23 protein-coding genes are annotated in these 24,093 nt (G+C 63.9%); 13 read left to right on the forward strand and 10 right to left on the reverse strand.

The features are described from left to right. Window positions 1-104: 104 nt before the first annotated feature. The 8 genes from LK12_RS10300 to LK12_RS10335 all read left to right on the forward strand — a co-directional run bounded on the left by LK12_RS10300 (window position 105) and on the right by LK12_RS10335 (window position 7,946). Entirely contained in the window at window positions 105-779 is a 675-nt protein-coding gene (locus LK12_RS10300) for a TetR/AcrR family transcriptional regulator (RefSeq protein WP_039283124.1), read from the forward strand. A gap of 258 nt (window positions 780-1,037) precedes the next feature. Continuing rightward, window positions 1,038-2,021 (forward strand): acrylyl-CoA reductase (NADPH), encoded by a 984-nt coding sequence (gene acuI, locus LK12_RS10305; protein WP_039285110.1) that lies wholly within the window; start codon window positions 1,038-1,040, stop codon window positions 2,019-2,021. Window positions 2,022-2,106: 85 nt separating this feature from the next. Further along, window positions 2,107-3,807, forward strand: a complete 1,701-nt coding sequence (locus tag LK12_RS10310) for a class I adenylate-forming enzyme family protein (RefSeq protein ID WP_052223313.1) — start codon at window positions 2,107-2,109, stop codon at window positions 3,805-3,807. 23 nt (window positions 3,808-3,830) lie between these two features. Further along, window positions 3,831-4,253: a nuclear transport factor 2 family protein gene (locus LK12_RS10315; protein ID WP_052223314.1), complete on the forward strand. Its 423-nt coding sequence runs from the start codon at window positions 3,831-3,833 to the stop codon at window positions 4,251-4,253. A gap of 58 nt (window positions 4,254-4,311) precedes the next feature. Next, a complete protein-coding gene (locus tag LK12_RS10320) occupies window positions 4,312-4,758 on the forward strand; it encodes a MarR family winged helix-turn-helix transcriptional regulator (protein WP_039283128.1) in 447 nt (148 codons plus the stop codon). Window positions 4,759-4,915: 157 nt separating this feature from the next. Further along, the gene (locus LK12_RS10325; RefSeq protein ID WP_039283131.1) at window positions 4,916-5,656 is read left to right on the forward strand and encodes an SDR family oxidoreductase; all 741 of its coding nucleotides are present in this window, start codon (window positions 4,916-4,918) and stop codon (window positions 5,654-5,656) included. Between the two features lie 51 nt (window positions 5,657-5,707). After that, complete coding sequence (locus tag LK12_RS10330; RefSeq protein WP_039283134.1) at window positions 5,708-7,189, forward strand: aldehyde dehydrogenase family protein; 1,482 nt, start codon at window positions 5,708-5,710, stop codon at window positions 7,187-7,189. Window positions 7,190-7,217: 28 nt separating this feature from the next. Then, window positions 7,218-7,946 (forward strand): TetR/AcrR family transcriptional regulator, encoded by a 729-nt coding sequence (locus LK12_RS10335; protein WP_039283138.1) that lies wholly within the window; start codon window positions 7,218-7,220, stop codon window positions 7,944-7,946. Window positions 7,947-7,988: 42 nt separating this feature from the next. On the opposite strand, the gene LK12_RS10340 is transcribed toward LK12_RS10335, so the two are convergent. After that, window positions 7,989-8,819, reverse strand: a complete 831-nt coding sequence (locus LK12_RS10340; RefSeq protein ID WP_039283141.1) for an enoyl-CoA hydratase/isomerase family protein — start codon at window positions 8,817-8,819, stop codon at window positions 7,989-7,991. A 13-nt stretch (window positions 8,820-8,832) separates the two neighbouring features. Continuing rightward, window positions 8,833-11,043 (reverse strand): acyl-CoA dehydrogenase, encoded by a 2,211-nt coding sequence (locus LK12_RS10345; RefSeq protein ID WP_039283144.1) that lies wholly within the window; start codon window positions 11,041-11,043, stop codon window positions 8,833-8,835. A gap of 327 nt (window positions 11,044-11,370) precedes the next feature. Here LK12_RS10345 and LK12_RS10350 point away from each other — a divergent pair, with 327 nt between their 5' ends. After that, window positions 11,371-12,132 (forward strand): DUF2889 domain-containing protein, encoded by a 762-nt coding sequence (locus LK12_RS10350; RefSeq protein WP_052223315.1) that lies wholly within the window; start codon window positions 11,371-11,373, stop codon window positions 12,130-12,132. Window positions 12,133-12,174: 42 nt separating this feature from the next. Continuing rightward, complete coding sequence (locus LK12_RS10355; protein ID WP_039283147.1) at window positions 12,175-13,515, forward strand: amidohydrolase family protein; 1,341 nt, start codon at window positions 12,175-12,177, stop codon at window positions 13,513-13,515. Between the two features lie 117 nt (window positions 13,516-13,632). On the opposite strand, the gene LK12_RS10360 is transcribed toward LK12_RS10355, so the two are convergent. Further along, window positions 13,633-14,436, reverse strand: a complete 804-nt coding sequence (locus tag LK12_RS10360) for a helix-turn-helix domain-containing protein (protein ID WP_039283150.1) — start codon at window positions 14,434-14,436, stop codon at window positions 13,633-13,635. 329 nt (window positions 14,437-14,765) lie between these two features. Here LK12_RS10360 and LK12_RS10365 point away from each other — a divergent pair, with 329 nt between their 5' ends. After that, a complete protein-coding gene (locus LK12_RS10365) occupies window positions 14,766-15,707 on the forward strand; it encodes an enoyl-CoA hydratase/isomerase family protein (RefSeq protein WP_039283152.1) in 942 nt (313 codons plus the stop codon). Here LK12_RS10365 and LK12_RS10370 read toward each other — a convergent pair. The 6 genes from LK12_RS10370 to LK12_RS10395 form a co-directional block, all read right to left on the reverse strand. Then, window positions 15,675-17,060 (reverse strand): amidohydrolase family protein, encoded by a 1,386-nt coding sequence (locus LK12_RS10370; RefSeq protein ID WP_039283155.1) that lies wholly within the window; start codon window positions 17,058-17,060, stop codon window positions 15,675-15,677. The two genes, LK12_RS10365 and LK12_RS10370, sit on opposite strands and share 33 nt — an antisense overlap. Next, complete coding sequence (locus LK12_RS10375) at window positions 17,054-18,190, reverse strand: CoA transferase (RefSeq protein WP_197063510.1); 1,137 nt, start codon at window positions 18,188-18,190, stop codon at window positions 17,054-17,056. The genes LK12_RS10370 and LK12_RS10375 overlap by 7 nt, the downstream gene beginning before the upstream one ends. A gap of 211 nt (window positions 18,191-18,401) precedes the next feature. Then, entirely contained in the window at window positions 18,402-19,901 is a 1,500-nt protein-coding gene (locus LK12_RS10380) for a class I adenylate-forming enzyme family protein (RefSeq protein WP_039283158.1), read from the reverse strand. A 56-nt stretch (window positions 19,902-19,957) separates the two neighbouring features. Next, window positions 19,958-20,248 (reverse strand): hypothetical protein, encoded by a 291-nt coding sequence (locus LK12_RS10385; protein WP_039283160.1) that lies wholly within the window; start codon window positions 20,246-20,248, stop codon window positions 19,958-19,960. 62 nt (window positions 20,249-20,310) lie between these two features. Beyond that, the gene (locus LK12_RS10390; protein WP_039283163.1) at window positions 20,311-21,537 is read right to left on the reverse strand and encodes a CaiB/BaiF CoA transferase family protein; all 1,227 of its coding nucleotides are present in this window, start codon (window positions 21,535-21,537) and stop codon (window positions 20,311-20,313) included. A 44-nt stretch (window positions 21,538-21,581) separates the two neighbouring features. Next, window positions 21,582-22,811, reverse strand: a complete 1,230-nt coding sequence (locus tag LK12_RS10395; protein WP_231568315.1) for a CaiB/BaiF CoA transferase family protein — start codon at window positions 22,809-22,811, stop codon at window positions 21,582-21,584. Between LK12_RS10395 and LK12_RS24625 the strand changes: the two genes are divergently transcribed. Together LK12_RS24625 and LK12_RS10400 are read left to right on the forward strand one after the other, a co-directional pair. Then, window positions 22,795-23,028, forward strand: coding sequence for a hypothetical protein (locus LK12_RS24625; protein WP_156135446.1), 234 nt, complete (start codon window positions 22,795-22,797; stop codon window positions 23,026-23,028). The genes LK12_RS10395 and LK12_RS24625 overlap by 17 nt on opposite strands. A gap of 118 nt (window positions 23,029-23,146) precedes the next feature. After that, window positions 23,147-23,467 carry a hypothetical protein gene (locus LK12_RS10400; protein WP_039283166.1) on the forward strand — a complete coding sequence of 107 codons (321 nt, stop codon included), beginning with the start codon at window positions 23,147-23,149 and terminating at the stop codon, window positions 23,465-23,467. 112 nt (window positions 23,468-23,579) lie between these two features. On the opposite strand, the gene LK12_RS10405 is transcribed toward LK12_RS10400, so the two are convergent. After that, on the reverse strand, window positions 23,580-24,071 hold the full coding sequence (locus LK12_RS10405) for a MarR family winged helix-turn-helix transcriptional regulator (RefSeq protein ID WP_039283167.1): 492 nt from the start codon (window positions 24,069-24,071) through the stop codon (window positions 23,580-23,582). Window positions 24,072-24,093 lie beyond the last annotated feature (22 nt).

Raw genomic sequence — 24,093 nt, forward strand, 5'->3', positions numbered from 1 at the left:
ACCCTTCACCGGAACCCGCTCCCACGATGGAGCGGGTTCTAGTCAACATTGTCGATTAGTCATTTCATGGTTATGCTCCGGTTTCAGCAATCCGGGGCAGGAACATGGAAGCGAAGACGAAACGCCGGGTGAGAGACCCTGCGGCGACGCGCGAGACGATTCTCGAGGCGGCCAGCAATCTGCTGGCGAAGGACGGGGTCGAGGGCGTCAGTCTGTCTGCCGTTGCCCATCTTGCTGCCGTCAATCGCGGCACCGCCTACCAACATTTCGAAACGCGCGAGAAGCTGATCGAAGCCACGATCCATTGGGTTTCGGACAAGCTGTTCCGCGCCGTCTTCGGCGATCCTGCCACGATAGGTGAGCGCCAGGTGGAGCGCGTCGACGTGGCTGCGCTTACCGACCGTCTCTGCGACTTCGCGATGGAGAATCCGGATATTTGCCGGGTTTGGCTGCAGCAGGTGCTGGCCTCGCCCGATCCCAGCCAGGATCCGTTCTGGCGCGAATACTGCGGCTCGCTACGCCGGTTTGCCGGCACCGACCTGGCCGAGCCGGGCATAGATTCCGAAGTGCTGTCGGTGGTCAACCTCGCCGGAGTGTTCTTCTGGCCGATTCTCGCGCGTGCCCATGCCGCCGACGATGCGGAACGCACCGAACTCGCGCGGCGGTTCAGTCATGAGATATTGCGCATTTCGATGTACGGCACGATGCGTGCGGAGGCCTTTCCCGGAGTGGCGGAGCGCCTGCGCAAGGAAGCTGCGGAAGCGGCAGGGCCGCGATAAGGTTTCGTTCGTGTCGAGCGAACGAGGCACGTCGTTCCGGTGCTGTCGTGTCTCGACTGCGCTCGCCACGAACCGCAGGCGGTGTGGTTAGCCGACGTCTCACTTCGCCTCGGCGATGCCCGGTTGCATCGCCATTGACGCGAAGCGACAGTTCCCTTTTCAGCAGGGGGTGAAGTACCAAGGTCGGGCCACTGCAACGGGCGGTCCGTCGCACGCATGATCGAAAGGCGCACGGCGCCGGAAGGAAGGGAGTTTTCCATGTTTTCCGCTATCGTGATCGACAAGACCGACGACGGCCAGACCGTTACCCTGCAACAGCTCGAGGAAAGCGCGCTGCCCGAAGGCGACGTGACGATCGACGTCGCGTTCTCGACGCTCAACTTCAAGGATGGCCTTGCGATCACCGGCAGCTCGCCGGTCGTGCGCAAGTTCCCGATGGTTCCGGGCATCGACCTTGTCGGCACCGTAACCGAGAGCAGCAATACCGAGTGGAAGGTCGGCGACACCGTCGTTCTCAACGGGTGGGGCGTTGGCGAAGTCCACTGGGGCGGTCTGGCGCAGAAGGCCAAGCTCAAGGGCGACTGGCTCGTCCCGCTGCCGAGCGCCTTCACCCCGGCGCAGGCCATGGCCATCGGCACCGCCGGCTACACCGCCGCGCTCTGCGTCGATGCGCTGATCGATGCCGGCGTGACGCCGGATCAGGGGGAAGTTCTCGTCACCGGTGCCACCGGCGGCGTGGGTTCGGTTGCCATTGCGCTGCTCAAGAAACTCGGCTTCTCGGTCGCCGCGCTCACGGGCAAGGCATCGGAAGCCGACTACCTCAAGTCGCTGGGCGCCGAGACCATCATCGATCGTTCCGAAATGTCCGAAAAGGGCAAGCCGCTCCAAAAGGAGCGCTGGGCTGGCGTCGTGGATACGGCCGGCAGCTTCACGCTTGCCAATGCCTGCGCCCAGACCAAGTACGGCGGCGCCGTCGCGGCCTGCGGTCTGGCCCAGGGCATGGACCTGCCCGCCACCGTCATGCCGTTCATTTTGCGCGGCGTCTCGCTGCTCGGCATCGACTCCGTGATGGCTCCGAAGGCCAAGCGCCTGAAGGCGTGGGACCGTCTCGCCAAGGATCTCGACCCGGCAGTGCTCGACACCATCGGCCAGACCATCGGTCTCGGCGACGCCATCGAGGCGGCCAAGAAGTTCATGTCGGGTGAGGTGAAGGGCCGTTACATCGTCGACGTGAACGCCTGATCGGGCAAACCGGCAAGCGCCCGGTGGCCGCTCCGTGCGACGCCGGGCGTTTCCGCTTACGACAAACGGGAACGGGACGGGATTGATGACAGCGAAGGTCGAAGTGGTGGACGGCATGTCGGTGGTCCGCGGTATTCCGCTCAGCGAGGAACCGGACATCGGCGCCCTTACCCTCGCTGGCTTGATCCGCGAGGTTTGCGACGCGCACGGGCCGAAAGAGGCTCTCGTCCTTCATCTCGAGGGCGAAGCGATCCGCTGGACCTATTCCGAGCTCTGGGAAAAGAGCATGGCCGTGGCCCGGGCTCTCGTCGCCTGCGGCATCGGCAAGGGCACGCGTGTAGGCGTGATAGCCACGAACCGGCCGGAATTCCTCTCCAACGTCTTCGGAACCGCGCTGGCAGGCGGGATTCCGACACCCATCAGCACTTTTTTCACCCCGACCGAACTCGACGAGGTCCTGACCGCCTCGGGAGTCTCCGTCGTGCTGGCCGAGCGCAAGGTGCTCAAGAAGGACTTTGGCGAGATCCTTACGGGGCTCGAGCCGCTGCTCGAATCCGGCACGCCGGGAGATTTCCATTCCGCGCGCTATCCGTTCCTGTCCCATGTCGCTTTCATCGACAGCGATGAAGGACTGGGCGCGATCGAAGGCACCGCGGCGTTCCTGGCCCGCGGCCAAGCCGTTGACCCGGCGCTTGTCGATGCCCGCGCCGCGCAAGTCGCTCCGGCCGATCCGGGCATCCTGTTGTTCAGTTCCGGCTCGACCGGCAAGGTGAAGGGCATTCTATCCGCCAATCGCGGCGCCTGTCTTCAGGCGTGGCGCTGGGTGCAATGGTATGATCTGGAAGAAGCCCCGCGCACCTGGTCCGCCAATGGCTTCTTCTGGTCGGGCAACTTCTGTCAGGGCATGGGGGCAACGCTTGCGGCCGGCGGTACGCTCGTCCTGCAGCGCTGGTTCGACGCCGAGGAAGCGCTGACGTTGATGGAGCGCGAGAAGGTGACGATGCCGGTCGCCTGGCCGCACCAGTGGGCCCAGCTCGAGGCCGCGCCCAATTACGAGGACGTTGACCTTTCCAGTCTCAAGTATGTCGACATGCTGACGCCGCTGGCCCGCCACAAGACGGTGAAGTCCAACTGGCGCCAGCCGGAATGGGCCTATGGCAATACCGAGACGTTCACGCTCATCACCGTCTATCCGGCCAACACGCCGGAAGACGAAACGCGCGGCAGTCACGGCCTTCCCACCGCCGGCTCGATCGTCAAGATCGTGGAGCCGCTGACCGGCGCCACCCTGCCGATCGGTGAGCGTGGCGAGATTGCGGTGAAGGGCCCTACGCTGATGCTCGGCTACCTCGGCGTGCCGCTTGCGGAATCGGTGGACGACGAAGGCTTCCTGCGCACCAGCGACGGCGGCTACGTGGATGCCGATGGCCGCCTCTACTGGGAAGGGCGTCTAAACGACATCATCAAGACGGGCGGCGCCAACGTCTCGCCGCTCGAGATCGATGCGGTCATCCGCGAATGCCCCGGCGTGAAGATCTCGCAGACCGTCGGTGTGCCAGACGAACTGCTTGGCGAGATGGTCGTCTCGTGCATCGTGCCGCACGAAGGGGTCAGTCTCGAGGAGGCGGAGATCCGCGCCTACGCCAAGGAGAAGCTGGCCAGCTACAAGCTGCCGCGCCGGGTGCTCTTCGTGGAGGAGAGCGATCTCAAGACCACCGGCAGCGCCAAGATCAAGACGGCGGACTTGCGCAAGCTGGCGGCCAAGCGCCTGGAAGCCGCCGGTTGAACGACCGGACGAGGGGAGAGACGATGACTGCGACACCCGATTTCGCCGACTGGCTGGCGATCTGCAATCTGAAGGCGGCCTATTGCCGGCTGCTCGACACCAAGGACTGGGAAGGCTGGCGCGAGCTCTTCACCGAGGATTGCGTCGTCGATACGCGCCCGAGCGGGGGCACGCTGGAGGAGGGACGCGATCGCTTCGTGGACATGGTTCGCCAGTCGCTTTCCGACGCCAAGACCGCCCATCAGATCCATTCGCCGCAGATTACCGTGGAGGGCGACAGTGCCGAAGTGGTCTGGGCGATGCAGGACCGCGTCGTGAAGGATGAATTCGCGCTGACCGGCTACGGGCACTATCACGAGACCTGCGTGCGAACCGCCGAGGGCTGGAAGATTGCGCGCCAGACTCTCACGCGCCTGATCGTGGAAATGGACGGCAAGCCGGCCTGATTGGCGCCCGCGCAAATTTGGCTGGTCAATACTAAGCAAGCCTACTAATCCTGTCGTGATGGAACGCAGGGTGGGGACTGTTCTGGCTCAGGTCGCTCGTTTGATGCGGCGGGCCTTCGACGAACGCGCACGAGAGATCGGCGTTACCCGGCCGCAATGGCAGGTCCTCAGCGTGCTCCTGCGCCACGAAGGGATCAAGCAGGGCGGGCTTGCCGAGATCCTGGAAGTCGAACCTATCACCGCTGGCCGAATGATCGACCGCATGCAGGATGCCGGCCTTGTCGAGCGCAGGGCCGACCCTGCCGATCGCAGGGCCTGGCGCCTTTTCCTCACTCCGCGTGGGCGAGAGATGATGGAGCGATTGCAGCCGCTGGCGATCGAGACATCCGAGGCGGCCTTGAAAGGCGTCTCCGAAAAGGATCAGGAAGACCTGCTGCGGACCCTCGACACGATGCTGGAAAACCTGACGGGCAGGCCGGCGACAACGGCTTCGTGGAGCGAGTGATCCGCTATCGCTGGAGCGCAACCGGAATGCGGTCTTGCCAACTATCGCGACCGCGATAGGCAGAGCCTTGCCGAGAAGCTATCTAGGCAGGAAATCAATAAGGCGTTTGAGAACGGCGTTTCGCCGTCGCGCTGAACTTCATTGTTTGGGAGGAACTGTGGGCAAGACGATCGTCATTACCGGTGCCGGTGCAGGCCTTGGCAAGGCACTGGCGCGCCGCTTTGCAAGCGAAGGCGAAACCGTGATCCTGCTTGGCCGGACCCTTTCGAAGGTTCAGGCCGTCGTCGAGGAGCTGGGCGATCCGGCCATGGCCGTGCAATGCGACGTCGGCAATGCCGACTCGGTCCGCCAGGCTTTCGCTACGATTGCCGAAACGCACCCCAAGATCGATGTGCTGATCAACAATGCCGCCGTCTACGAACCGTTCACGGTGGCAGAGGCGACGGACAAGCAGATCGACACCATCGTCGCCACCAATCTCAACGGTCCGATCTACTGCTGCCGTGCGGCCATTCCGATGATGGAAGCAGGCGCGCAGATCATCAACGTGGGCAGCGAGTCGATCGATGTGCCCTTCGTGATGCTGTCGCTCTACCAGACCACCAAGGCCGGTCTGGAGATGTTCAGTTCTGCGCTCGAAGCGGAACTGGAGGAATCGGGCATCCGCGTCACCACCGTGCGCGCTGGACCGATGTACGACGAGGAGAAGCAGGCTCCGGGCTGGGATCAGGACGCGGCCATGCGTTTCCACATGGGATGCGCCAAGAACGGCCTCGACTTGCGCACCCGCCCGGTTTCGCACTCGAACTCGGTAACGGGCGTGTTCCGGTCCGTGCTCGATCTTCCCCCCGACGTGAGGCTTTCGCTCGTCACCGTCGGTGCCCGCAAGCCGTCCTGACCGGCGACCCAATTCATTGATCTGATATCGACACTTGCCAAGGACAGACCCATGACCACCCTTCCAGATGCCAAGCTCTTCATCGATGGCAAGCTGTGCGATGCCACCGGCGGCCGCACGTTCGACGTCATCAGCCCCTGGACCGGCAAGCCCGTCGGCAAGGCGGCGGATGCTACTGCAGAGGACGTCGATGCGGCGATCGCTGCGGCCCGCAAGGCCTTCGATACCACCGACTGGTCGACCAACGTCGAAAAGCGCGTGGCGCTGGTGAAGAAGTACCGCGAGCTGTTCGAGAAGAACCGGGCGCGGCTCGGCGAGCTGGCCATGCACGAGGCCGGTGCCGCCCAGGGCGCCGTCAATCGCGCCCATGTCGATATGGCTCTCGACGGTTGGGACGATTACATGGCGGTGTTCGACAAGGTCGAATGGGAAACCGACTATGGCGAAAAGGAAGCCTTCGGTGCGATCCACAAGCGCGTCGGCCTGCGTGAAGCGGTCGGCGTGGTCGGTGCCATTACCCCGTGGAACGTTCCGCTCTACGTCAACATCGGCAAGGTCGTGGCCGCTCTGCTGGCCGGCTGCACGGTGATCCTCAAGCCCGCTCCCGATACCCCGGGCATGGGTGCGATCTTCGGTGAACTGGCCAAGGAAGCCGGTTTCCCCGATGGCGTTATCAACGTGGTGTTCGGATCCGATCCGGCTCTGGCCGGCGAAATGCTGGTGCAGGACCCGCGCGTCGACCTGATCTCGTTCACCGGTTCGACCGGTGTCGGCAAGCGCATCATGGAGCAGGGCGCTCCGACGTTGAAGCGAGTCTTCCTCGAACTTGGCGGCAAGTCGGCCAAGATCGTACTCGACGATGCGCCCAACTTCGCAATGGACGTCGGCATGACCATCCTGGTCTTCCACGCCGGGCAGGGTTGCGCCGTGCAGTCTCGCCTGCTGGTTCCCAAGAGCCGTTACGAGGAAGCCAAGGCGATCCTCAAGGGTGCCTACGGCCAGTTCGGCGACAACTGGGGTGATGTCGACAATCCTGAGCACATCATGGGCCCGGTCGTTTCCAAACGCCAGATGGAGCGCGTGAAGGGCTATATCGATCTCGGCAAGGAAGAAGGCGCGACTTTGCTCGTGGGAGGCAACATCCGTCCCGACAAGGGCGGCGGCTATTTCGTCGAGCCGACCTGCTTCGTCGACGTCACGAACGACATGCGCATTGCCCAGGAAGAGATATTCGGCCCGGTCCTGGTCGTCATCCCCTACGAGGATGATGAAGATGCGATCCGCATTGCCAACGAAAGCTCGTATGGCCTCTCCGGCGGCGTTTCGGGCAGCCACGACCGGGCAATGAACATTGCCCGTCGCGTGCGCACCGGCTCAATGAGCGTCAACAACGGCATGTGCATTGCCGGCGATATTCCCTTTGGCGGTTTCAAGGCCAGCGGTATGGGGCGCGAATGGGGTGTCGAAGGAATCGAGGAATACACCGACGTGAAGATCGTCGCGTGGCCTGTCGGCCAGGCGGAGCCGGCCTGAGCCGGAACGCGGCATGGGGAGAGGAGTGATGGAACAAGACGCGCCCAGTCTGGCCGCGCTCCCCCCCGCGCTTGCGGCCGCAGTCACGGATTCGTGCGCGGCCGTCAGCCACAATCTCAACGGCCAGAAGCTGGGGCGCAAAGGCAGGGTTACGCGCGAGCGGATCCTGGCGGCGGCGATCGAACTGATCGACAGCACCGACGAACCGTTCACGCTCAGTGCGGTGGCGCGGCGGGCATCGCTCGGGATGACGTCTCTCTACAACTATTTCACCGATCTGACCGAACTGCTGCTGGCGGTGCTCGAGCCAGTCATGGCGACGGCCGAGGAAGCTTATCTGTGCAACCTGCGCGAGCGCTGGCCCGACGAGCATCTGTTCGATTGCTGTTATCGCTTCGTGCGCAGCTATCACGCCTTTTGGCTACGTCACGCGCGCCTGTTACACATGCGCAATGCCCTGGCCGACCAGCGCGACGAGCGCATGCTACGCCATCGCATCGACAGCACCCGGCCGGTCATTGCCCTGCTGGTGCAGCAAATGGGGCATGACGAACTTGCTGCGGGACTCGATACCTCCATGGCCACGATGGTGATGATCGGGATCGAGCGCTCCATCACCATTGCCACCGACATAGATCTGCGCCGGCAGGTGAAGATGGGGCCGGAGGTGAGCGAGGATCGTTTCCTGTTGCCCGGCGCACGCCTGATGGAACTGGCGGTCCGCGATGCGCGCAGCGGCGAACACCCGGAGCATTAATTCCGCCCCGGGTGGTCATACACGAGAGCTTTGGCCGACGGCCTACTTCTTCTTGCCGCCCACGCCCTTGAGGTACGCTTCCATACCCTTGATGTAGTCCGGGTTGAGCATGAGCCCCGAGTTGGCCATGCGCTCGACATGACGCGCGGAATCGCGGCCGACTTCGGCGCACAGGTCGATCGCGACCTTGGCTGCGCCCATCTGTTCGCCGTTCTGCTTGGTCAGGTGGCGGCAGAACTCCAGCACGTCCTCGTCGAAGGTCTCGTCCTCGTAGACCTGATGGACGAGGCCCATGGTGAAAGCCATGTCGGCCGGAGCCGGCTTGTTGGCCATGATCAACCAGCGCGCCCAGTGCGGACCGCACAGCCGCGTGAGACGCGAGACACCGCCCGATGCCGGCAGCACGCCGAACAGGCCTTCGGGGAAGGCGTAGCCGGCGCTCTTCGCAGCAAGGCGGAAGTCGCACGAGAGCGACATTTCGAGACCACCGCCCACGCACATGGCCTGATGGGCCGCGACGATGGGCTTTTCCACGTGCTCCATCTCGTCCCACAACTGCTGCATGTTGTTGAGGTTGAGGCGGTGGTTCTCGCGGATCTTGCTGGCCGAGTTGCTGGCGACGTTGACTTCCGAAATGATGTTCCGGTTGCCGCCGCGCAGGTCCGCGCCCGAGCTGAAATAGCGCCCTGTCGAACGGATCAGCATGACCTTGAGCTCGGGCGTGTCGCGCAGGCGCAGCACGGCTTCGGTCAGCAGGTCCATCATCTCGCGGCTGATGGCGTTGAGTTTGTCCGGCCGGTTCAGCGTGCAGATGATGATGCCCGGTTCGGACGTATCGTCGACAAGCAGGTGCGGCGCTTCCTGTTCAGACATTGTTTCCCCCTCCTCAGTTGCGCGAACGCGGCAGGCCCAGGCCCTTTTCGGCGATCATCGAGCGATGCACCTGGCTGGTGCCGCCGTAGATCGTCGTGCCGTGGGCATGGCGATAGGCGAGGTTGATGGCATCGGCCGCGCCCTTGCGCTTCGAGAGCGAATGCGGCGCGGTGAGATCGAGGAGGTCGCGCGAATCGGTGATGAACAGTTCGGACGAGAACATCTTGGCCATCGGACCGTAGGCGCCGTTGCCCTTGCCGTGGACCTGCGTCCAGTTGGCGCGGTAGGCGATCATCTCGGAGGCGAGCACGTTGGCATACGTGCGGGCCAGCCGGGCCTGTGCCTTGGGCGTGTCGATCAGCTTGCCGCCGCCGGTGACCTTGATTTCCCCGCACAGTTCCTCGGCATCTTCGAGCATCGCGCGCTGAACTTTGGCGAAGCCGCCGCCATGCTCGAGCTCGAGGCTTGCGGCCATCGTGCGGCCGCCGCCGTTGATCGGCCCCAGGCGCCAGGTGTCGGGAATGCGCACGTTGTCATAGAAAGTGACGTTGGTGCGCTCGTCCATGAAAGTGTGGACGGCCTGCACGGTCACGCCCTCAGCCTTGAGCGGAACGATGAACATCGTCAGGCCCTTGTGCTTGGGGGCGTCCGGATCGGTGCGGCAGAGCATGAGCACATAGTCGGTCAGGTTGGCGCCGCTGGTCCACATCTTGGTACCGTCGATCAGCCAGGAGCCGTCTTCCTGCTGGGTGGCCTTGCACTTGGCGGCGAAGACGTCCGAGCCACAGCCGGGTTCGGAGTAGCCGAGCGAGCAGATCGCGTCACCCGACATGACCTTCGACAGGACGTCGCGCTTCAGTTCGTCGGTGCCGAAGCGGTACATGATCAGCGCGACCATCTGGGCAACGCCAGCGACCGGGTTGGTCCAGCCTTCTTCCTCGAACGCATCGCGCGCGGCAGTCACCGCATAGGGATCGAGGCCGCGGCCACCGACATCCTTGGGCAGTTGCAGATAGGCCAGGTTTGCCTCGACGAGCTGCTTGTGGATGACCGGGTTATGGCCTTCCCACGAGAAATGGAACTTCTCGCGCTGCTCGTCGGTGACGTTCTTCGCGAAGAACTCGTGGATTTCCTTCTGGATCGCGCGGGCATCTTCGCCGAGATCGAACTCGATGGCCAGTTCCCCCACATCGGGGAGGCTCGTGGTCTCCCCGGCGTAGAGACGGCGGCCGGCTTCCGCGAGCCAGTCTTCCGGATCGCCCGCGATCAGCGGCCAGGCCTTGGCGCGCAGGTTGTAGAGGTGAATGTCGTGCTCGGTGGTGAGGCCGATTCCGCCGAACGTCTGCACGGCGTGGCGCACTGTGCGGCCGGCAGCACCAGCAGCGTACCAGATCGAGAGCGAGATCTGCGCACCGGCTTCGGTCTGTCCGTCGGCGATCGAGCGCATGGCCCGCCAGGCGAGGAACTTGGAGGAATCGATTTCGCAGATCAGGTCCGCCATCGGATGGGACAGCGCCTGGAAGGTGCCGATGAACACGCCGAAGGCCTTGCGCTCGCCGGCATATTCGGCCGCCATCATCAGCGCTGCGCGGCTGAGCCCGGACAGCGCGACCGCCATCAGCAGCTTCCATTCCTCGAGGCCGCTCGCGAAAGCGGCAAGGGCGTCGTCGCCGCTGGCAAGAACGGTCGAGGGCAGGGCGCCCAGATCGAGTTCGGCAATCGGCGTGGTCGCCAGATTGGGTTCGGCGACGCGCGCCTCTTCCGGGACGGAAACGAGTACGATGTCGTTGCCCTTGCGCGCGACAACAGCGTCGGCAACCAGCCCACCGGCAACCCACTGCTTGGGGAACTCGGCGACGTCGTGCATCGCGATGGTCACGACCGATGCACCGGCAATGGCATTCTCAAGCAACTCGTCCTGACCGCCAAGGCGCGCCAGCAGGCTGGTGGCGACCAGTGCTTCGGCGAGGGGGCCCGATACCAGAGTACGGCCCGCTTCTTCCATCAGCACTGCGGCGTCGAGCAGGCCGAGGCCCATACCGCCGGCCTCCTCGGATACGCGCATGGCGAAAGCGCCGAGTTCGGCGAGACCTTCCCACAATTCGGCATCGAAGCCGCCGTTCTCCAGGGCCTTGCGAACCCGGGCAGTGCTTGAGTTGTCGTCAAGGAAGCGCGCAAAGGTGTCGCGCATCATTTCCTGTTCGTCGGTCAGGTCGAAATTCATCGCAGGCTATCCCAAGGATTATTGTTGTCGGTCGGCTTCTCTTGGCGATTAAGGCACGCCTTGTACGGTCAACACCATAGCCATCACGGCCGTTCAATCGCCACCCATACGCAATCGCTCGCGCGATGGCTCACGGGGCATATGGTTTGGCGCGACACTGGGCGTTACCTTCAGGGAACACAGCCACGCTGCTCCCCGTTCAAGACGTGGCGCAACGGGCCCAGGACAACGGGAGAACGCCGTACCCGGATCGCGCGAAAGGGCGCGCCTGTAGACCTTCTTGATGGGGGGTCATGGCGCGACTTGTCGCTCCGGCAGGCAGACGAGATGAACGCGGACGTCGCTGACGACATTGGAACCTTGCCCGGCTACCGGCGCGTACTGCGCGTCGAGCCGGAAGAAGGGGCCGTATTGGCCATGCTCGAGGACGACCTGCATTGCATGGCCGTTCGCATGCGGCACGATGGGCAGCGCGTCACGGCCGTAGAACCGCTGATGGAGCGGGTGCCGTGGACGGTCTGTCCCGGGGCGACAGATGTGCTGGTCGAGACCTTCACCGGGGTTGCGCTGAAAGACGTCGTCGCCCGTCGCGAGAAGCAGGCCAACTGCACGCATCTCCACGATCTTGCCGTGATTGCTGCGGCTCACGCGCTGGAAGAAGCGCCGATCGATTACCATATCTTCGTTAGCGACCCACGCGATGTGGATGGTGAGTCCGAGCGCAGGCTGGAAATCCGGCGAAACGGGCATCTGATGCACGGCTGGGTCGAACGTGACGGGCATTTTGTCGCGCCGTCCGAGCTTGTGGGCCAGACCGCGCTCACCATGCGCGACTGGATCGCATCTCTCGATGGCGAGGCACAGGAAGCCGCGCGGTTATTGCAATGGGCATCGCTCGTTGCCCATGGGCGCACGATGACGGACGAACAGCGCCGCGCATCATTGTCCATGCGGCCAAGCTGTTTCACGATGCAGCCCGAACGCGTGGAGCGTGCACGCATGGCGAACGGAATTCACGATTTCAGTGCAGGCGGGCGTCAGCCGCTCGATGGTCTGCACGACAAGTTCGAGGCCACACATGGTCCTTGATGAACAGCGCCCCCTCACATCATTCCAACTGGGAGAAGCCGAATGGAAATGAATGACATGGTGATCATCAGCGTCGATGATCACATCAGCGAACCGCCCGACATGTTCAAGAATCACTTGTCCGGCAAACTGCTCGAAACGGCGCCCAAGATGGTGAAGGACGACAACGGCAAGGATATCTGGGTCTATCAGGGCCAGAGCTTCGCCTCGGTCGCTCTCAATGCCGTGGTCGGGCGCCCGTTCGAGGAATACGGCATGGAGCCGACCTCGCTCGACCAACTGCGCGACGGCGTCTACATGGTCGACGAGCGCGTTAAGGACATGGATGTCAACGGCATTGCCGCCTCGCTCAACTTCGGCTCGGTGTTCGATTTTGCCGGCGGCCGCCTGCACCGCGTGCCGGACAAGGACCTCGCCGTCCACCACGTCTCTGCCTACAACGACTGGCACATCGATGAATGGTGTGCCGCGCACCCGGGCCGCTTCATTCCCTGCGCGATCCTGCCGACCTGGAACATGGACGCGACCATCGCCGAGCTGAAGCGGGTGTCGGCCAAGGGCTGCCACACGGTCTCGATAAGCGAGAACCCGACCTGCCAGGGTCTACCCTCGATCCACAACGAGTACTGGGATCCCTTCTACAAGGCGATCAACGACCTCGACATGACGATCTGCCTGCACATCGGCGGCGGCAACCCGGCACCGCACGCGTCGATGGAAACGCCGATCGAAGCGTGGATTTCGACGATGCCGATGTCGATCGCCTATGCCGCGTCCGACTGGCTGAACCTCAAGGCGCTGCATGATTATCCCGACATGCGCATCGCGCTTTCGGAAGGCTCGATCGGTTGGGTGCCGTATTTTATGGAGCGTGCTGACTTCTCGAACTCGCGCCACAAGTACTGGACGCACTCGCGTTTCCAGGAAACGAAACCCAGCGACATGTTCAAGAAGCACTTCCTCAACTGCTTCATCGACGATGCCTTCGGTCTGGATAACGTCGAGTACATCGGCGAGGACAACATTGCCTACGAGTGCGACTACCCGCACTCCGACACGCTGTGGCCGGAAGTGCCCGAGCGCCTGTGGCCGACGATCAAGCACCTGACCGATGCCCAGATCGACAAGATCACGCACGGCAATGCCATGCGCTGGTTCCGCTTCGATCCCTTCCAGCACATCAAGAAGGAAGACCTCACCGTGGGCGCGCTCCGCAAGAAGGCGAAGGAAGAGGGCGTCGACACCACGCCGAAATCCTCGCTGGGCGAGCGTCCGCTGGCAGAAGGCGAGGTGCGGCCGGTTACCTCGGGCGACATCATGAAGATGTTCACCCGCCATGAAGATGCCGATCGCCTGAGCCGCATGGCAGAGCAGGATGCCTGATCGGGCCGGGAAGACATAGGCTTCCGAAAATGTCAGAGGCCCCGCGAGTTTCCTCGCGGGGCCTCTTTCGTTGGGAGCTTTGAAAGCAGCGCAAAGGGCGCCGCTGTCCCTCGCGGGTCAGGCCGCGTTGGGGAACGCTTGTACGTTGGTGGACAGTTCGGGATCCGGCAGGCAGTGGCGCATGGCATCGCCCAGGCACTGGAACAGGGCTTCCGGATTGACCTTGTCGTCCTTGCCGTAAACCACGCTGACGACCAGCGGATGACCCTCGGGCTGGCGGGGCAGCAGGCCGCAGAGCGCTTCAGCGCCGGTGCTGAAACCGGTCGGCCCAAACACGTGGCGCGGCTCGCGGCAGGCATCGATGCGGGCCATCATTTCGGTGAAATTGAACTTGGCAGCGTCATCGGCTTCCGCGTTGAGGCGGCGAACCATGCCTTCGCAGCGCTGACGGGCAATGGTCGACAGCATGAGCCAGCCGGCCGCGTTCTGAACCAGCGGTTCCTTGATGCCGCCGGCGAGTTCCCGCGTGGCCGCCATGGCGCGCGGGCCGTGGCGCCAACTGACGATCTGGGCATCGAGGCCGACCATCGAGAGCAGCGCGACCGAAAGGCCGGTTTGCGCGACCAGGCGGTCCATGAGGCGCACAATACGGCCGTCGCGAACCAGCTCAGGCTGGCCGGATGTGCCGAGCAGCGCAGCGCGCGGCGTGAGGCTGTAGGCGCGGGAGTAGGGGTCCTTGTGCAGCAGGCCCAGCTCGACAAGACTGGAAAGCAGTTCAGACGTGCTCGATTGCGGTCGGTTGTACCGGCGCACAATGTCCATGACCGTCGCTTCCTTATGGGTGTCGTCGAAGTACTCGAGCACTTCGATCACCCTGCGCGCGATCTTTGCCTTGTTCGATGATGTCGTCTTGCCAGCCATGAGGTCTCTCCTCCCTCCGATTGGATGTGAAAACTCGCTTCTGCCCCGAGTCGATTCTGCTGTCCTTCTCCGAGTCGACCCCACGAAACTGAGCGCCGCTCGTTTTTTCCTCAGCTGGGTTAGCATCAACAGTCATGTTGATCAAGGTCTCCAAGTGTATACCGAGCACAAAAACTTGCATCTGGAAGCATTATGATGTGAGCGGATCGGAGAACGCTGGTCCCAAGGTAGCGAGTTTCGAGCGCCAACTCGGGGCTGGTCAACTGCGATCCGGCAGTTCATGCCTTACGCGCGACGAATGGCAGGTCTTCGGGAGTCACAAAAAAGACATGGTTTCTGCGGCGCTCACCGTCTCGGCCACAGAATTGGCGAAAGAGGCCGCGCAGTGGCGCGAGCCCGTTGCGTTCGTCGATCTTGCCGGCGAACGGGCAGACGTGCCAGACATGATATTGCCAGCCTGTCCAACGATCGGAATCGGCTCGCGCGACCATCCGCTCGCGGCGCGGTTGGATACGATCATCGAACCGCATTTCGACATCGATGCGATAGAAGAAGCCGTTAAAGCTCAATCGCTTGCAGCTGAGACGGTGACCCAGGTCCTGCGCATGTTGCCGGCATTGCCGAGGGAGCAGGCGCTCACTGTCGAGTCTCTGGCCTATGCCGTATTGCAGGGCAGCGCGGCCCATCGCGAGTGGATAGCAGGGCAGCCCCCGCGCGAGACGATGCGGGAAGGCCAGGTCCTGTTGGAGCGCGAGGGGGACGACCTGCACGCGACGATGGATCGGCCGGCAGCGGGAAATGCAATCGACCGGGCTATGCGCGACGGTTTGCGCGAGGCCTTCGCCTTGGCGAACGCCGATTCTTCGATCGAGCGCATTCTTCTCCGGGCCAACGGCAAGGCCTTCAGCCTCGGTGCCGAACTTGCCGAATTCGGTACGACCACCGATCCGGCGATGGCCCATGCAATTCGCTATCTCACCTTGCCGGCCCGCGAGGCGGTGCTCTGCGCAGACAGGTTCGAGGCCCAGGTCGACGGGGCCTGCGTAGGCGCTGGACTGGAATTGGCAGCCTTCGCGCGGAAAGTGACGGCCACGAGCCGTTCGTGGTTTCAGCTTCCGGAACTGGCCATGGGCATCCTGCCCGGTGCGGGGGGCTGCGTTTCTGTGACGCACCGCATCGGGCGGCAGCGGACGCTGCTGATGATCTTGTCGGGCAAGCGCATCGGAGCGCGGCAGGCGCTAGAATGGGGCCTGGTGGACGAGGTGTCCTGAAATCCATGTCGCGGCGACTTCCTGGCTGGACAGGTGCTCCCGCGCCTGCCTCCAGGGACGCATGAGCAGGCAGAGGTCGGCGTGCTCACCCGTTGCGATCTTGCGCTGGCGGCCGAGATCGCAGGGATCGGCCAGATAGAGCGCCAGCGCCTCTTCGGGCGAAAGCGCTTCGGTCGGACCTATCTCCACTCCGCCAGCCGTACTCCGGTCCCCCGCCGAGGCCACGGCGAGCCAGGGATCGCCATTGCCATAGGGGGCATCGCTACCCCCTGCCATGACTAGGCCTGCATCGCGCAAGCTGCGCAGGCGGTAGAGATCGCCGTGATGGCGGGGCTCGACATCGGCCAGATAGCGATCGCCGCGCTCGCGGATGAAGTGCGGTTGCACGCATGCCTGGAGACCGAGACCGGCCATGCGCGCGACGAGATCGGGCGAGGCGACAGAGACGTGTTCGATCCGGTCGCCAGGCAGGGTGCCGCTCTCCTCGAGCAAGGCCAGCGTGAAGACCAGCTCGACCTCGGTCACGCAGTGGACAGCCAGGGGACGGCGTTGCGCATGGCCCGCCTTCACGAAAGTCACGGCCTCGTCGAAGTCGGGGAGGGCAGCCTCATGCAGATGCAGCTTGAGCGGGCCCAGACGCCAGCCGGTCGGCTCCGCCTCGGCAAGCGCCAGCGATCCGGCGAGCACCAGCGATTGCGCCAATGTGCCGCTCTGGCGTTGCTGCGCGAAATGAGCGGCCATCACCGGATCGTTGCGCGGCGACATGTCGGTCGCGCCGGTCACGCCGAAGGCTGCCAGTTCGCGGCTGACATCGCCAAGGTCGGGCGGTGTGCTGCCCAGCGCCTGATGCAGCCAGGCATCCTCGTCGAACAGGCGTCCGGTAAATCGACCGCCACGGCGTTCGAGACCGGGGGGCGCATCGGCGCGCTCGAGCAGTTCATCGAGCGCCAGCGAATTGAGCAGCCACATGCGCCCGGTGCGATGCTGCAGGCGCAGGGGGCGGTGGGCGATCAGCGCATCGAGAGCAGCTGCATCGGGCAGGGCGTGTTCCGTAACGCTTTCGTGGAAGCCGATACCTCTGATCCACCCCGATCCGGGGCGGGTGAGCGCGCGGCGCAGGCCTTCGCTGTCGGTGACCTCGGGCGGGCCGCAGTCAACCGATGCCTTGCGCGCGGCGAGACCTGCGAGGTGGATGTGGTGGTCGTGCAAGCCCGGCAGCAACGCACCGCCGCGAGCGTCGATTACCTGCTCGTCCGGGCGCGGTTCCAGATTGCCGAGCGCGGCGATGGTGGAACCGGCGATGCGCACGTCGCACCGGCCTGCCTTCCAGACTTCGGCGTTGCGGATCAGCACTGGGTCAGTTCCGGGAGATAGCGCGCCGTGTCTGCACCGATCTCGCGCACTTCTGCTTGGAGCGGGCGTCGCGGGACTGTCGGGAAGGGGGCGCCGACCGATGTGCCCCACGCCCGAAGTTCGGCATCGATGGCCGCGCGGTCGTGTTCGCGTTCCTCGGTCAGAGCCATGGCGGATATGGCGCTCATCGACAGGCCGATGCGCTGGGCGATGCCGCTGCGCAAGGCTGCAAGTCCGTCGCGGGCGGCGGTGATGCCGGTGAGCGGATCGGCAATGGCATCGCCGACATAGCCCATCTCGCCGGTCAGCTCCGCCATCGCGCGCGACAGGCCGCCGGCCACACCGCAGTCGTTGCCGATGCCGACCCAGTTCGCCGCTTCTCCGGTGGCGCCATGACCAGTGACCGAGAGCCACACCAGACCGGGGATCTCCTGCATCAGAGCATAGGCATCCACGCCGAGATGGCGCAGCGCGCGCGGACGGGAGGATTCGATCACCACGTCCGCGCGGCGGATCAGGGCAATCAGCGCTGCCCTTTCGGTCGCGTCGGTCAGATCGACGAGGACATTGGCCTTGCCCTGGTTGATGAGGTCGAAGGTCGTCGGGTCGTCGCGCCGGATAAGGTCGGGGCGCCAGGGGCTTTCGACTTTCACTACGTCCATGCCCGCCTGCCAGAACAAGTGCCCGGCGAGCGGTCCGGCCCAGATGGCGGACAGGTCCACCACGAGTGGTCGGTAGCCTGCGGGGCGTTCCTTACGCGGGCCGCGTGCCATGACTTCGATTGGCGGTGCTGCGGGTATCTCGTCCGCCGAGGCAACCGGCAGGCCGAGCGCGCGTCCGGTTTCGACCAGCGCTGCGCAATCATGCTGCGCCACGACGGCAGCAATGGCATCGGCGTTGCGGATATCCAGATCGGGGGTGCCGAAGAGCGCCGGGAGCAGTTCGCGGTCGACGTCGCGGATCAGGGTGAGAGCGAACCAGCCTCCGTCGCGGGTCGGCATCAGGCGGCTGCCACCGAGCCCCGCCGAGACCGGACCGCTGATCCGGTAACCGCCGTTAGAGCCGCGCTCGCCCATCAGCGTGGCGCCATCAAGTGCGCAAAGGGCAGGGACCTGATGATCCCTGCCCATGGCTTTCAATTGCCTGTCGGCCCAGCGCGCCAGAGGGATTGCCGGGCCGGAGCGTGTCTCAGGTGTTGCAGGATGTGTGCGAATTTGATCCATGGTGGAGCGAGAATGGCAGCTTTCGAGAACCGGCGCGCAGCGTACTTAAAGTACGTGAGCACCGGAAGCGCAGAAAGCTGGCGTTCGCAGCCCGCCGTGGAGCAAAGGCGCGTGCATCCTAGTCGGCAAGGACTTCCTTGACCTTCCGCCGCAGCAGCTTGCCCATCTCGTTGTAGGGCAGCTCTTCCACGAAGGCGATTTTCTCGGGCACGCGCGAGGAGCGCAAGCGCGATCGGATCATCGCCTTGATTTCGTCTTCGCTCGGCGTTTCGTGGCCTTCGCGGGTGACGATCGCGACGCCCACGGCCTCGCCCCATTCCACCGACGGAACCGCGCAGGCGCAAGCATCGGCGATGGCCGGATGCGTGAGGAGAACGTCCTCGATCTCACCGGGCGACATGTTCTCGCCGCCGCGCACGATCACGTCGTCGGCACGACCGGAGAGGAAGAGGTAGCCGTGTTCGTCCATGTAGCCCGCGTCGCGGGTGGGGAACCAGCCCTCGGCATCGAGCGCGCTCTTTTCCTTGTACTCGCCCGAGACCTGTTCGCCGCGCACGTAGATCTCGCCGGGCTCGTTGGGGCCGAGCACTTCGCCGTTCTCGCCACGGATCTGCATTTCCACGGTCGGGATCGGCTGACCGAGCGAGGTCAGGCGCGCACGCACCTTCGGATCGTCGGAGGCGAGCGCCTCGCGGTGATCGTCGGGGCCGAGCAGGGCGACGGTAGAGCTGGTTTCGGTCAGGCCATAGGCATTGGTGAAACCGGCAGACGGGAAGCGTTCGAGTGCCTTGTGGATCACTTCCAGTGGCATCTTGCCGCCGCCATAGGCGATGGCGCGCAGGCTATCGACATTGGCGCTCACGCCCTTTTCCATGGCATCGACGATACGCGCCAGCATGGTCGGGACGACGAAGGCGTTGGTGACCGTCTCGGTCTCGACCAGGCCGAGCCAGCCTTCGGGCGTGAAGTTCGGCAGCATCACGATCTTGCGCAGCGAGTAGATCGAGCTGAGCAGCGCCGAGATGCCTGCGATGTGATAGGGCGGCACGACGACCAGCGCGGCATCGGCCTCGTCGGCGGAAGCGAATTCCACCGTGCCGAGGATGTAGCCGAGCAGGTTGGAGTGGCGCAGGATGGCAGCTTTCGGCGCGGCAGTGGTGCCGCTGGTGAAGAGCTGGATCGCAATGCCTTCGCCCGGATCGTACTCGCGCGATTCGGGCTCGGGCACGGTTTCCTGCGCCTTGAGCGTGAATTCCTCGCGCGAGAAAATCGTGTGGCCCTGTTCGCCCGCGACGCGCATGATGCGTTCTTCATCGCCTACCACCAGTGCCGGCGATACGCGGTCGAGCAGCGCGGCCAGATCGGCATCGGGCAGACGGTAGTTGAGTGGGCAATAGGGCACGCCGGCCAGGGCCGCACCGAACACCGCGATCACCGCCGCTTCGCTGCTCTCGTCGAGCAGGGCGACGTATTCCGCCTCGCTTTCCTGGATCAGTTCGAAAGCACCGCGTGCGGCGTCGAGCAGGTCTCCATAAGTCCAGCGCTTGCCGTCGCAGACGAGACCGACGCGGTCGGGTGCGGCTTCCGCCGCCATTTCGAGAAGAAGGGCGATGTTCATCGGTTAATGCGGCCTTGGCTCGGGAATTTTGGGGCTCGGGAAGTTCAGGGCTGGGCTCAGTCGGAAGCGGGAAGCGGCTTGGCGTCCTTGACGACCAGCGCAACACCATCAACCGAGAGCGAGCCCTTTCCGGGCTTTACGCAGAGCAGTTCATACTTGCCGTCGGCATCGACATAGCGCTTTCCCATCAGCGTACCGGCCGAGAAATCGGCGGAGAGCGGAGCGGCTTCGGCGGGCTTGGCTTCGCCCATCGGCGCGCCGCCGCATTCGATCTGGCCGTCGGCGCAACGGATCACCATGACTTCGGTGTCGCAGGCGGCACTCTTCAGACGGGTTCCAGGCTTCATTTCAAGTTCCTTCGTATCGGGTTATCTGATGTGAATATATTGCATGCGGCACCTGCTCCGCATCAAGCAATAGCACCGTTTGCCTTTAGGCTTTCGATGTCGTCCCATTCAAGGCCGAGCTCGAGCAATACCGTCTCAGTATGTTCTGATGGCTGCGGGGCACGAGGCGTGGCGAACGCCTGGTGATCGAACTGCACGGGGCTGCGCACGATGCGCATGGGATCGGAGCCGTCGATTGGATCGACTTCCATGAACGTGTCGTTGGCCTGCGCCTGCGGATCGTCGCCGAGGTCGAGCAGGGTCTGCACCGCCGCCCACTGGCCGCGCATCGTCTGCAGGCGTTCGCACCAGTAGGCAAAGGTCTGCGCGCCAATGGCCGCAGTGATCACTTCGCTGGCCGCGGTGCTGTTTTCCATGAGCGACAGGGCATCGGCAAAGCGCGGATCGTCCGCTGCTTCGGGGACGCCGAGATGCTCGAAGGTGTCGCGGATGTAGGGGCCGGGGACCATGATGAAGAGGCTTATCACCCGCTCGTCGGAGGTCTTGAAATGGCCCAGGAACGGATTGACGGCGGCACCGCCGACCTGCGGCTTGCTCACCCGCATCATCTTGCCTGTGTGCAGGTATGGACCGATGACCTGCCCCATCGACCACATCGCACTGTTGAACAGCGATACGTCGATCTCTGAGGTCTCGCCGGTCTGGGCGCGGTTGTAGAGCGCGGCGGCAATGCCGCCGGCGAGATACATGCCGCTGATGGAATCGCCCATGCCGCCCACGCCCATGGTCAGCGGCACGTCGAATTCCTGCGGGGTCAGCGCGTGGCCGAGGCCTGAATGGATCCAGAAGGCCGTGGCGTCGTAGGCGCCGCGATCGCGCGAGGGGCCCTTGTCGCCATAGCCGCTTCCGCGCGCATAGATGATGTCGGGATTGGCGGCGCGGATGTGTTCGACGTCGATCTTCAGCTTCTGGCGGGCGGACGGCAGATAGTTGGTGAGGAAGACGTCGGCGGTCTTCGCCAGTTCGTAGATGAGCTTCTGGCCTTCCTCGGTCGCGACGTCGATGCCGATCGAGCGCTTGCCCCGGTTGGGGTGCTCGATCATCGGATTGACCACGGGGTCGAGCTTGGCCCCGGCGATCGAGAGCATGCCGCGCTGTGCGTCTCCGCGTACGGGATGCTCCACCTTGATGACGTCTGCGCCCCAGTCCGCCAACACCGCGCCGGCAGCAGGGACGAAGACGAACTGTGCCACTTCGAGCACCCTGACGCCTTTCATCACCTGCTTCATGCCGGTCGTTCCTTCGAGAGTTCAGTTGAGCGCAGGGCGCTCGATCAGGCGATCGCGCCCTTGGCCTTCCATTCCTCGATTTTATCCCACTCGACGCCCATTTCCATGAGCACGATCTCGGTATGCTCGGACGCCTGTGGCGAACGGGTGGTCTCGACCGGTTCGCCGTTCCACTGCACGGGGCCGCGCACCAGCTTTAGCGGATCGCCGCCATCGGCCGCCTCGACTTCGACGATCATATCGTTGGCGAGCGCCTGTTCGTCGGTCAGCAGGTCGGAGAAGCTCTGGACCGGCGCCCACTGACCGGAGAAGGTCTTGAGGTGCTGGCGCCAGTACTCGAACGGCTTCTCGGCAAAGGCCTTGACCAGAATGTCGCTGGCCGCGCCGGCGTTCTCGAACAGCGCCTTGGGTTCGGAAAAGCGCGGATCGTCGGCAGCCTCGGGCACACCGACGTGCTCGAACAGGCTCTTGATGTGGCCGGTCGGCGAAATCGTGCACAGGTTGATCGTGCCGCCGTCGGAGGTCTGGTAGTTGCCCATGAAGGGATTGCGCGCCGCGCCGCCCGATCCCGGCATGGGGTTGCGGGTAAGGATACCGGTTTCGGCCACCTGCGCGATCAGCGCGCCCGAAGCCCAGGCTGCCGTGCTGAGCAGCGAAACGTCCATTTCAACCGCTTCGCCGGTCTTCTCGCGATGGAAGAGAGCTGCGGAAATGCCGCCGGCGATGAACATGCCTCCGATAGAGTCCCCGAAGGCGGGGATGCCCTGCGACAGCGGTGCGCCGAGTTCCTCGGGCGTCATCGAATAGGCAATGCCGCTGCGCGCCCAGAAGCAGGTGCCGTCGAAACCGCCGACCTGGCGTTCGGGGCCCTTGTTGCCCAGTGCGGAACCGCGGGCGTAGATGATGTTAGGATTGACCGCGCGGATGTGCTCGACGTCGAACTTGTTCTTCTGGCGCACCTGCGGAAGGTAGTTTGTCAGAAAGACATCGCACTGCTTGGCGAGCTCGTAGAGGACTTCCTGGCCTTCCGGGGTCGACAAATCGATGCCGACGCTACGCTTGCCGCGATTGGGGTGCTCGAACAGGGTATGGCGCTGCGGATCGAGCTGAACGCCTCCCATGTTGAGGAAGCCGCGCTGCGTGTCGCCGCGCACCGGGTGTTCGATCTTGATGACGTCCGCGCCCCAGTCCGCCAGCACCGCTCCGGCTGCCGGAGTGAATGTGAACTGCGCTACTTCCAGGACGCGCACGCCCTCCATGACCTTTGTCGACATCTGCTGCCAGTCCCTGTTGTATTCTTGCAAATATACGGCTTGCGGAACCCGTTTCCGGGCCCTTTGTGGGGTTGCCCCGGTTTGCGCGGAATCCCTTGGCGGATCAACCTCGCAGCCCATCGTGCAGACGATCATGGGCAAGCCGATTTGCCTTGGCTCGGACGATTGTTTTGCGGCGCACAATGACTTCTACGGCAAGGAATTGCGGGATTTTTGACCGGTTGAGCAAATCGCTTTTGCAGTTGCAACAATTGCAATTGACTTTCGCGCGAAGAACTCCTAACCTAGGTTAGTAAGTTCAAAAAATCACAGTTCGCATTTTGGAGTTAATCGTAATGAACAAGTTTGCCCCTCTCGCTGCTCTCGCCACCGTTGCTACCCTTGCCGTCGTGCCGACGACCGTGTTCGCCGAAACCACGCAGGCGGTGCGCGAAGTGACCGAAGAAGCTGCTGCGCCGGTCGAACTCAACGCGGGCATGATGCTCTACGCCGCCAACGGCTATCGCATTGCGCCGATCTATCGCGTCAACGCCGAGGGTAACCCGCAGGTCATCCTGAACGGTCGCCTGATCACCGTTCCGGCAGATACCGTGAGCGACGTCGACGGCAAGGTCACCACCTCGCTGTCGAAGAAGGAAGTTGCTCGCGCCAAGTAAGCGTTTCAAGAGCTCTCAAGAAGGAAAGGGCGGTGCCTCGGCACCGCCCTTTCTGTTTGTACGGTCCGCGCGCGAGTGCGGAAGGGTAGGCCGCTCTGCTTCGCCGACGCCCTTAACCGCGGCTCACGTTTTCGTAGATGCGTTCCATGAAGTTCAGCAGCTGGTCGATTTCCTCGTCGGAAAAACCGGCGAACATGCGCTGTTCGCTTTCGGCAGCTATGGCGCCCAGCTTTTCGAGCAGCGGCCCGGCCTTGTCGGTCAGATAGACGGCGCGGGCACGGCGGTCGTCGCGCCGATCGCGACGTTCGAGCAGGCCGTCGGCGCAGAGCCGATCGATCAACCGGCCCGCCGAGGCTTCCGACATTTCCAGGTATTCGGCAATCGTGCGCTGGGTCGATCCCGGATAGCGCGCGACGATCGCGATCATCGCCCACTGCGACCGGGTGACGCCGAGCGTGGAAACCTTTCGGTCGAAGTTGTTGCGCTGCAGCCGGGAGATGATCGTCATCCGCAGGCCGACCTGCCGCTTCGGGCTCTCGTCGCGGACGTCGAAAGGATCCTTCTTGAGGCTTTCGCTCGTCTTCTTGTCAGCGTCGGTCGCCACGCGTTGCTCCTGGTCCTTGTCG

The sequence above is a fragment of the Novosphingobium malaysiense genome (assembly GCF_000802225.1).
In the GTDB taxonomy this organism is placed as follows: Bacteria; Pseudomonadota; Alphaproteobacteria; order Sphingomonadales; family Sphingomonadaceae; genus Novosphingobium; species Novosphingobium malaysiense.

Bases quoted from the DNA above. Each gene is read 5' to 3' on its own strand.
- LK12_RS10345 (WP_039283144.1), bottom strand. From the start codon at position 11,043: ATGAATTTCGACCTGACCGACGAACAGGAAATGATGCGCGACACCTTT.
- LK12_RS10365 (WP_039283152.1), top strand. From the start codon at position 14,766: ATGGTTTCTGCGGCGCTCACCGTCTCGGCCACAGAATTGGCGAAAGAG.
- LK12_RS10380 (WP_039283158.1), bottom strand. From the start codon at position 19,901: ATGAACATCGCCCTTCTTCTCGAAATGGCGGCGGAAGCCGCACCCGAC.
- LK12_RS10315 (WP_052223314.1), top strand. From the start codon at position 3,831: ATGACTGCGACACCCGATTTCGCCGACTGGCTGGCGATCTGCAATCTG.
- LK12_RS24625 (WP_156135446.1), top strand. From the start codon at position 22,795: ATGACCTTTGTCGACATCTGCTGCCAGTCCCTGTTGTATTCTTGCAAA.
- LK12_RS10355 (WP_039283147.1), top strand. From the start codon at position 12,175: ATGGAAATGAATGACATGGTGATCATCAGCGTCGATGATCACATCAGC.
- LK12_RS10385 (WP_039283160.1), bottom strand. From the start codon at position 20,248: ATGAAGCCTGGAACCCGTCTGAAGAGTGCCGCCTGCGACACCGAAGTC.
- LK12_RS10310 (WP_052223313.1), top strand. From the start codon at position 2,107: ATGACAGCGAAGGTCGAAGTGGTGGACGGCATGTCGGTGGTCCGCGGT.
- LK12_RS10330 (WP_039283134.1), top strand. From the start codon at position 5,708: ATGACCACCCTTCCAGATGCCAAGCTCTTCATCGATGGCAAGCTGTGC.
- LK12_RS10390 (WP_039283163.1), bottom strand. From the start codon at position 21,537: ATGAAGCAGGTGATGAAAGGCGTCAGGGTGCTCGAAGTGGCACAGTTC.
- LK12_RS10400 (WP_039283166.1), top strand. From the start codon at position 23,147: ATGAACAAGTTTGCCCCTCTCGCTGCTCTCGCCACCGTTGCTACCCTT.
- LK12_RS10340 (WP_039283141.1), bottom strand. From the start codon at position 8,819: ATGTCTGAACAGGAAGCGCCGCACCTGCTTGTCGACGATACGTCCGAA.
- acuI (WP_039285110.1), top strand. From the start codon at position 1,038: ATGTTTTCCGCTATCGTGATCGACAAGACCGACGACGGCCAGACCGTT.
- LK12_RS10375 (WP_197063510.1), bottom strand. From the start codon at position 18,190: ATGGGCAGGGATCATCAGGTCCCTGCCCTTTGCGCACTTGATGGCGCC.
- LK12_RS10360 (WP_039283150.1), bottom strand. From the start codon at position 14,436: ATGGCTGGCAAGACGACATCATCGAACAAGGCAAAGATCGCGCGCAGG.
- LK12_RS10335 (WP_039283138.1), top strand. From the start codon at position 7,218: ATGGAACAAGACGCGCCCAGTCTGGCCGCGCTCCCCCCCGCGCTTGCG.
- LK12_RS10320 (WP_039283128.1), top strand. From the start codon at position 4,312: ATGGAACGCAGGGTGGGGACTGTTCTGGCTCAGGTCGCTCGTTTGATG.
- LK12_RS10395 (WP_231568315.1), bottom strand. From the start codon at position 22,811: ATGTCGACAAAGGTCATGGAGGGCGTGCGCGTCCTGGAAGTAGCGCAG.
- LK12_RS10350 (WP_052223315.1), top strand. From the start codon at position 11,371: ATGAACGCGGACGTCGCTGACGACATTGGAACCTTGCCCGGCTACCGG.
- LK12_RS10300 (WP_039283124.1), top strand. From the start codon at position 105: ATGGAAGCGAAGACGAAACGCCGGGTGAGAGACCCTGCGGCGACGCGC.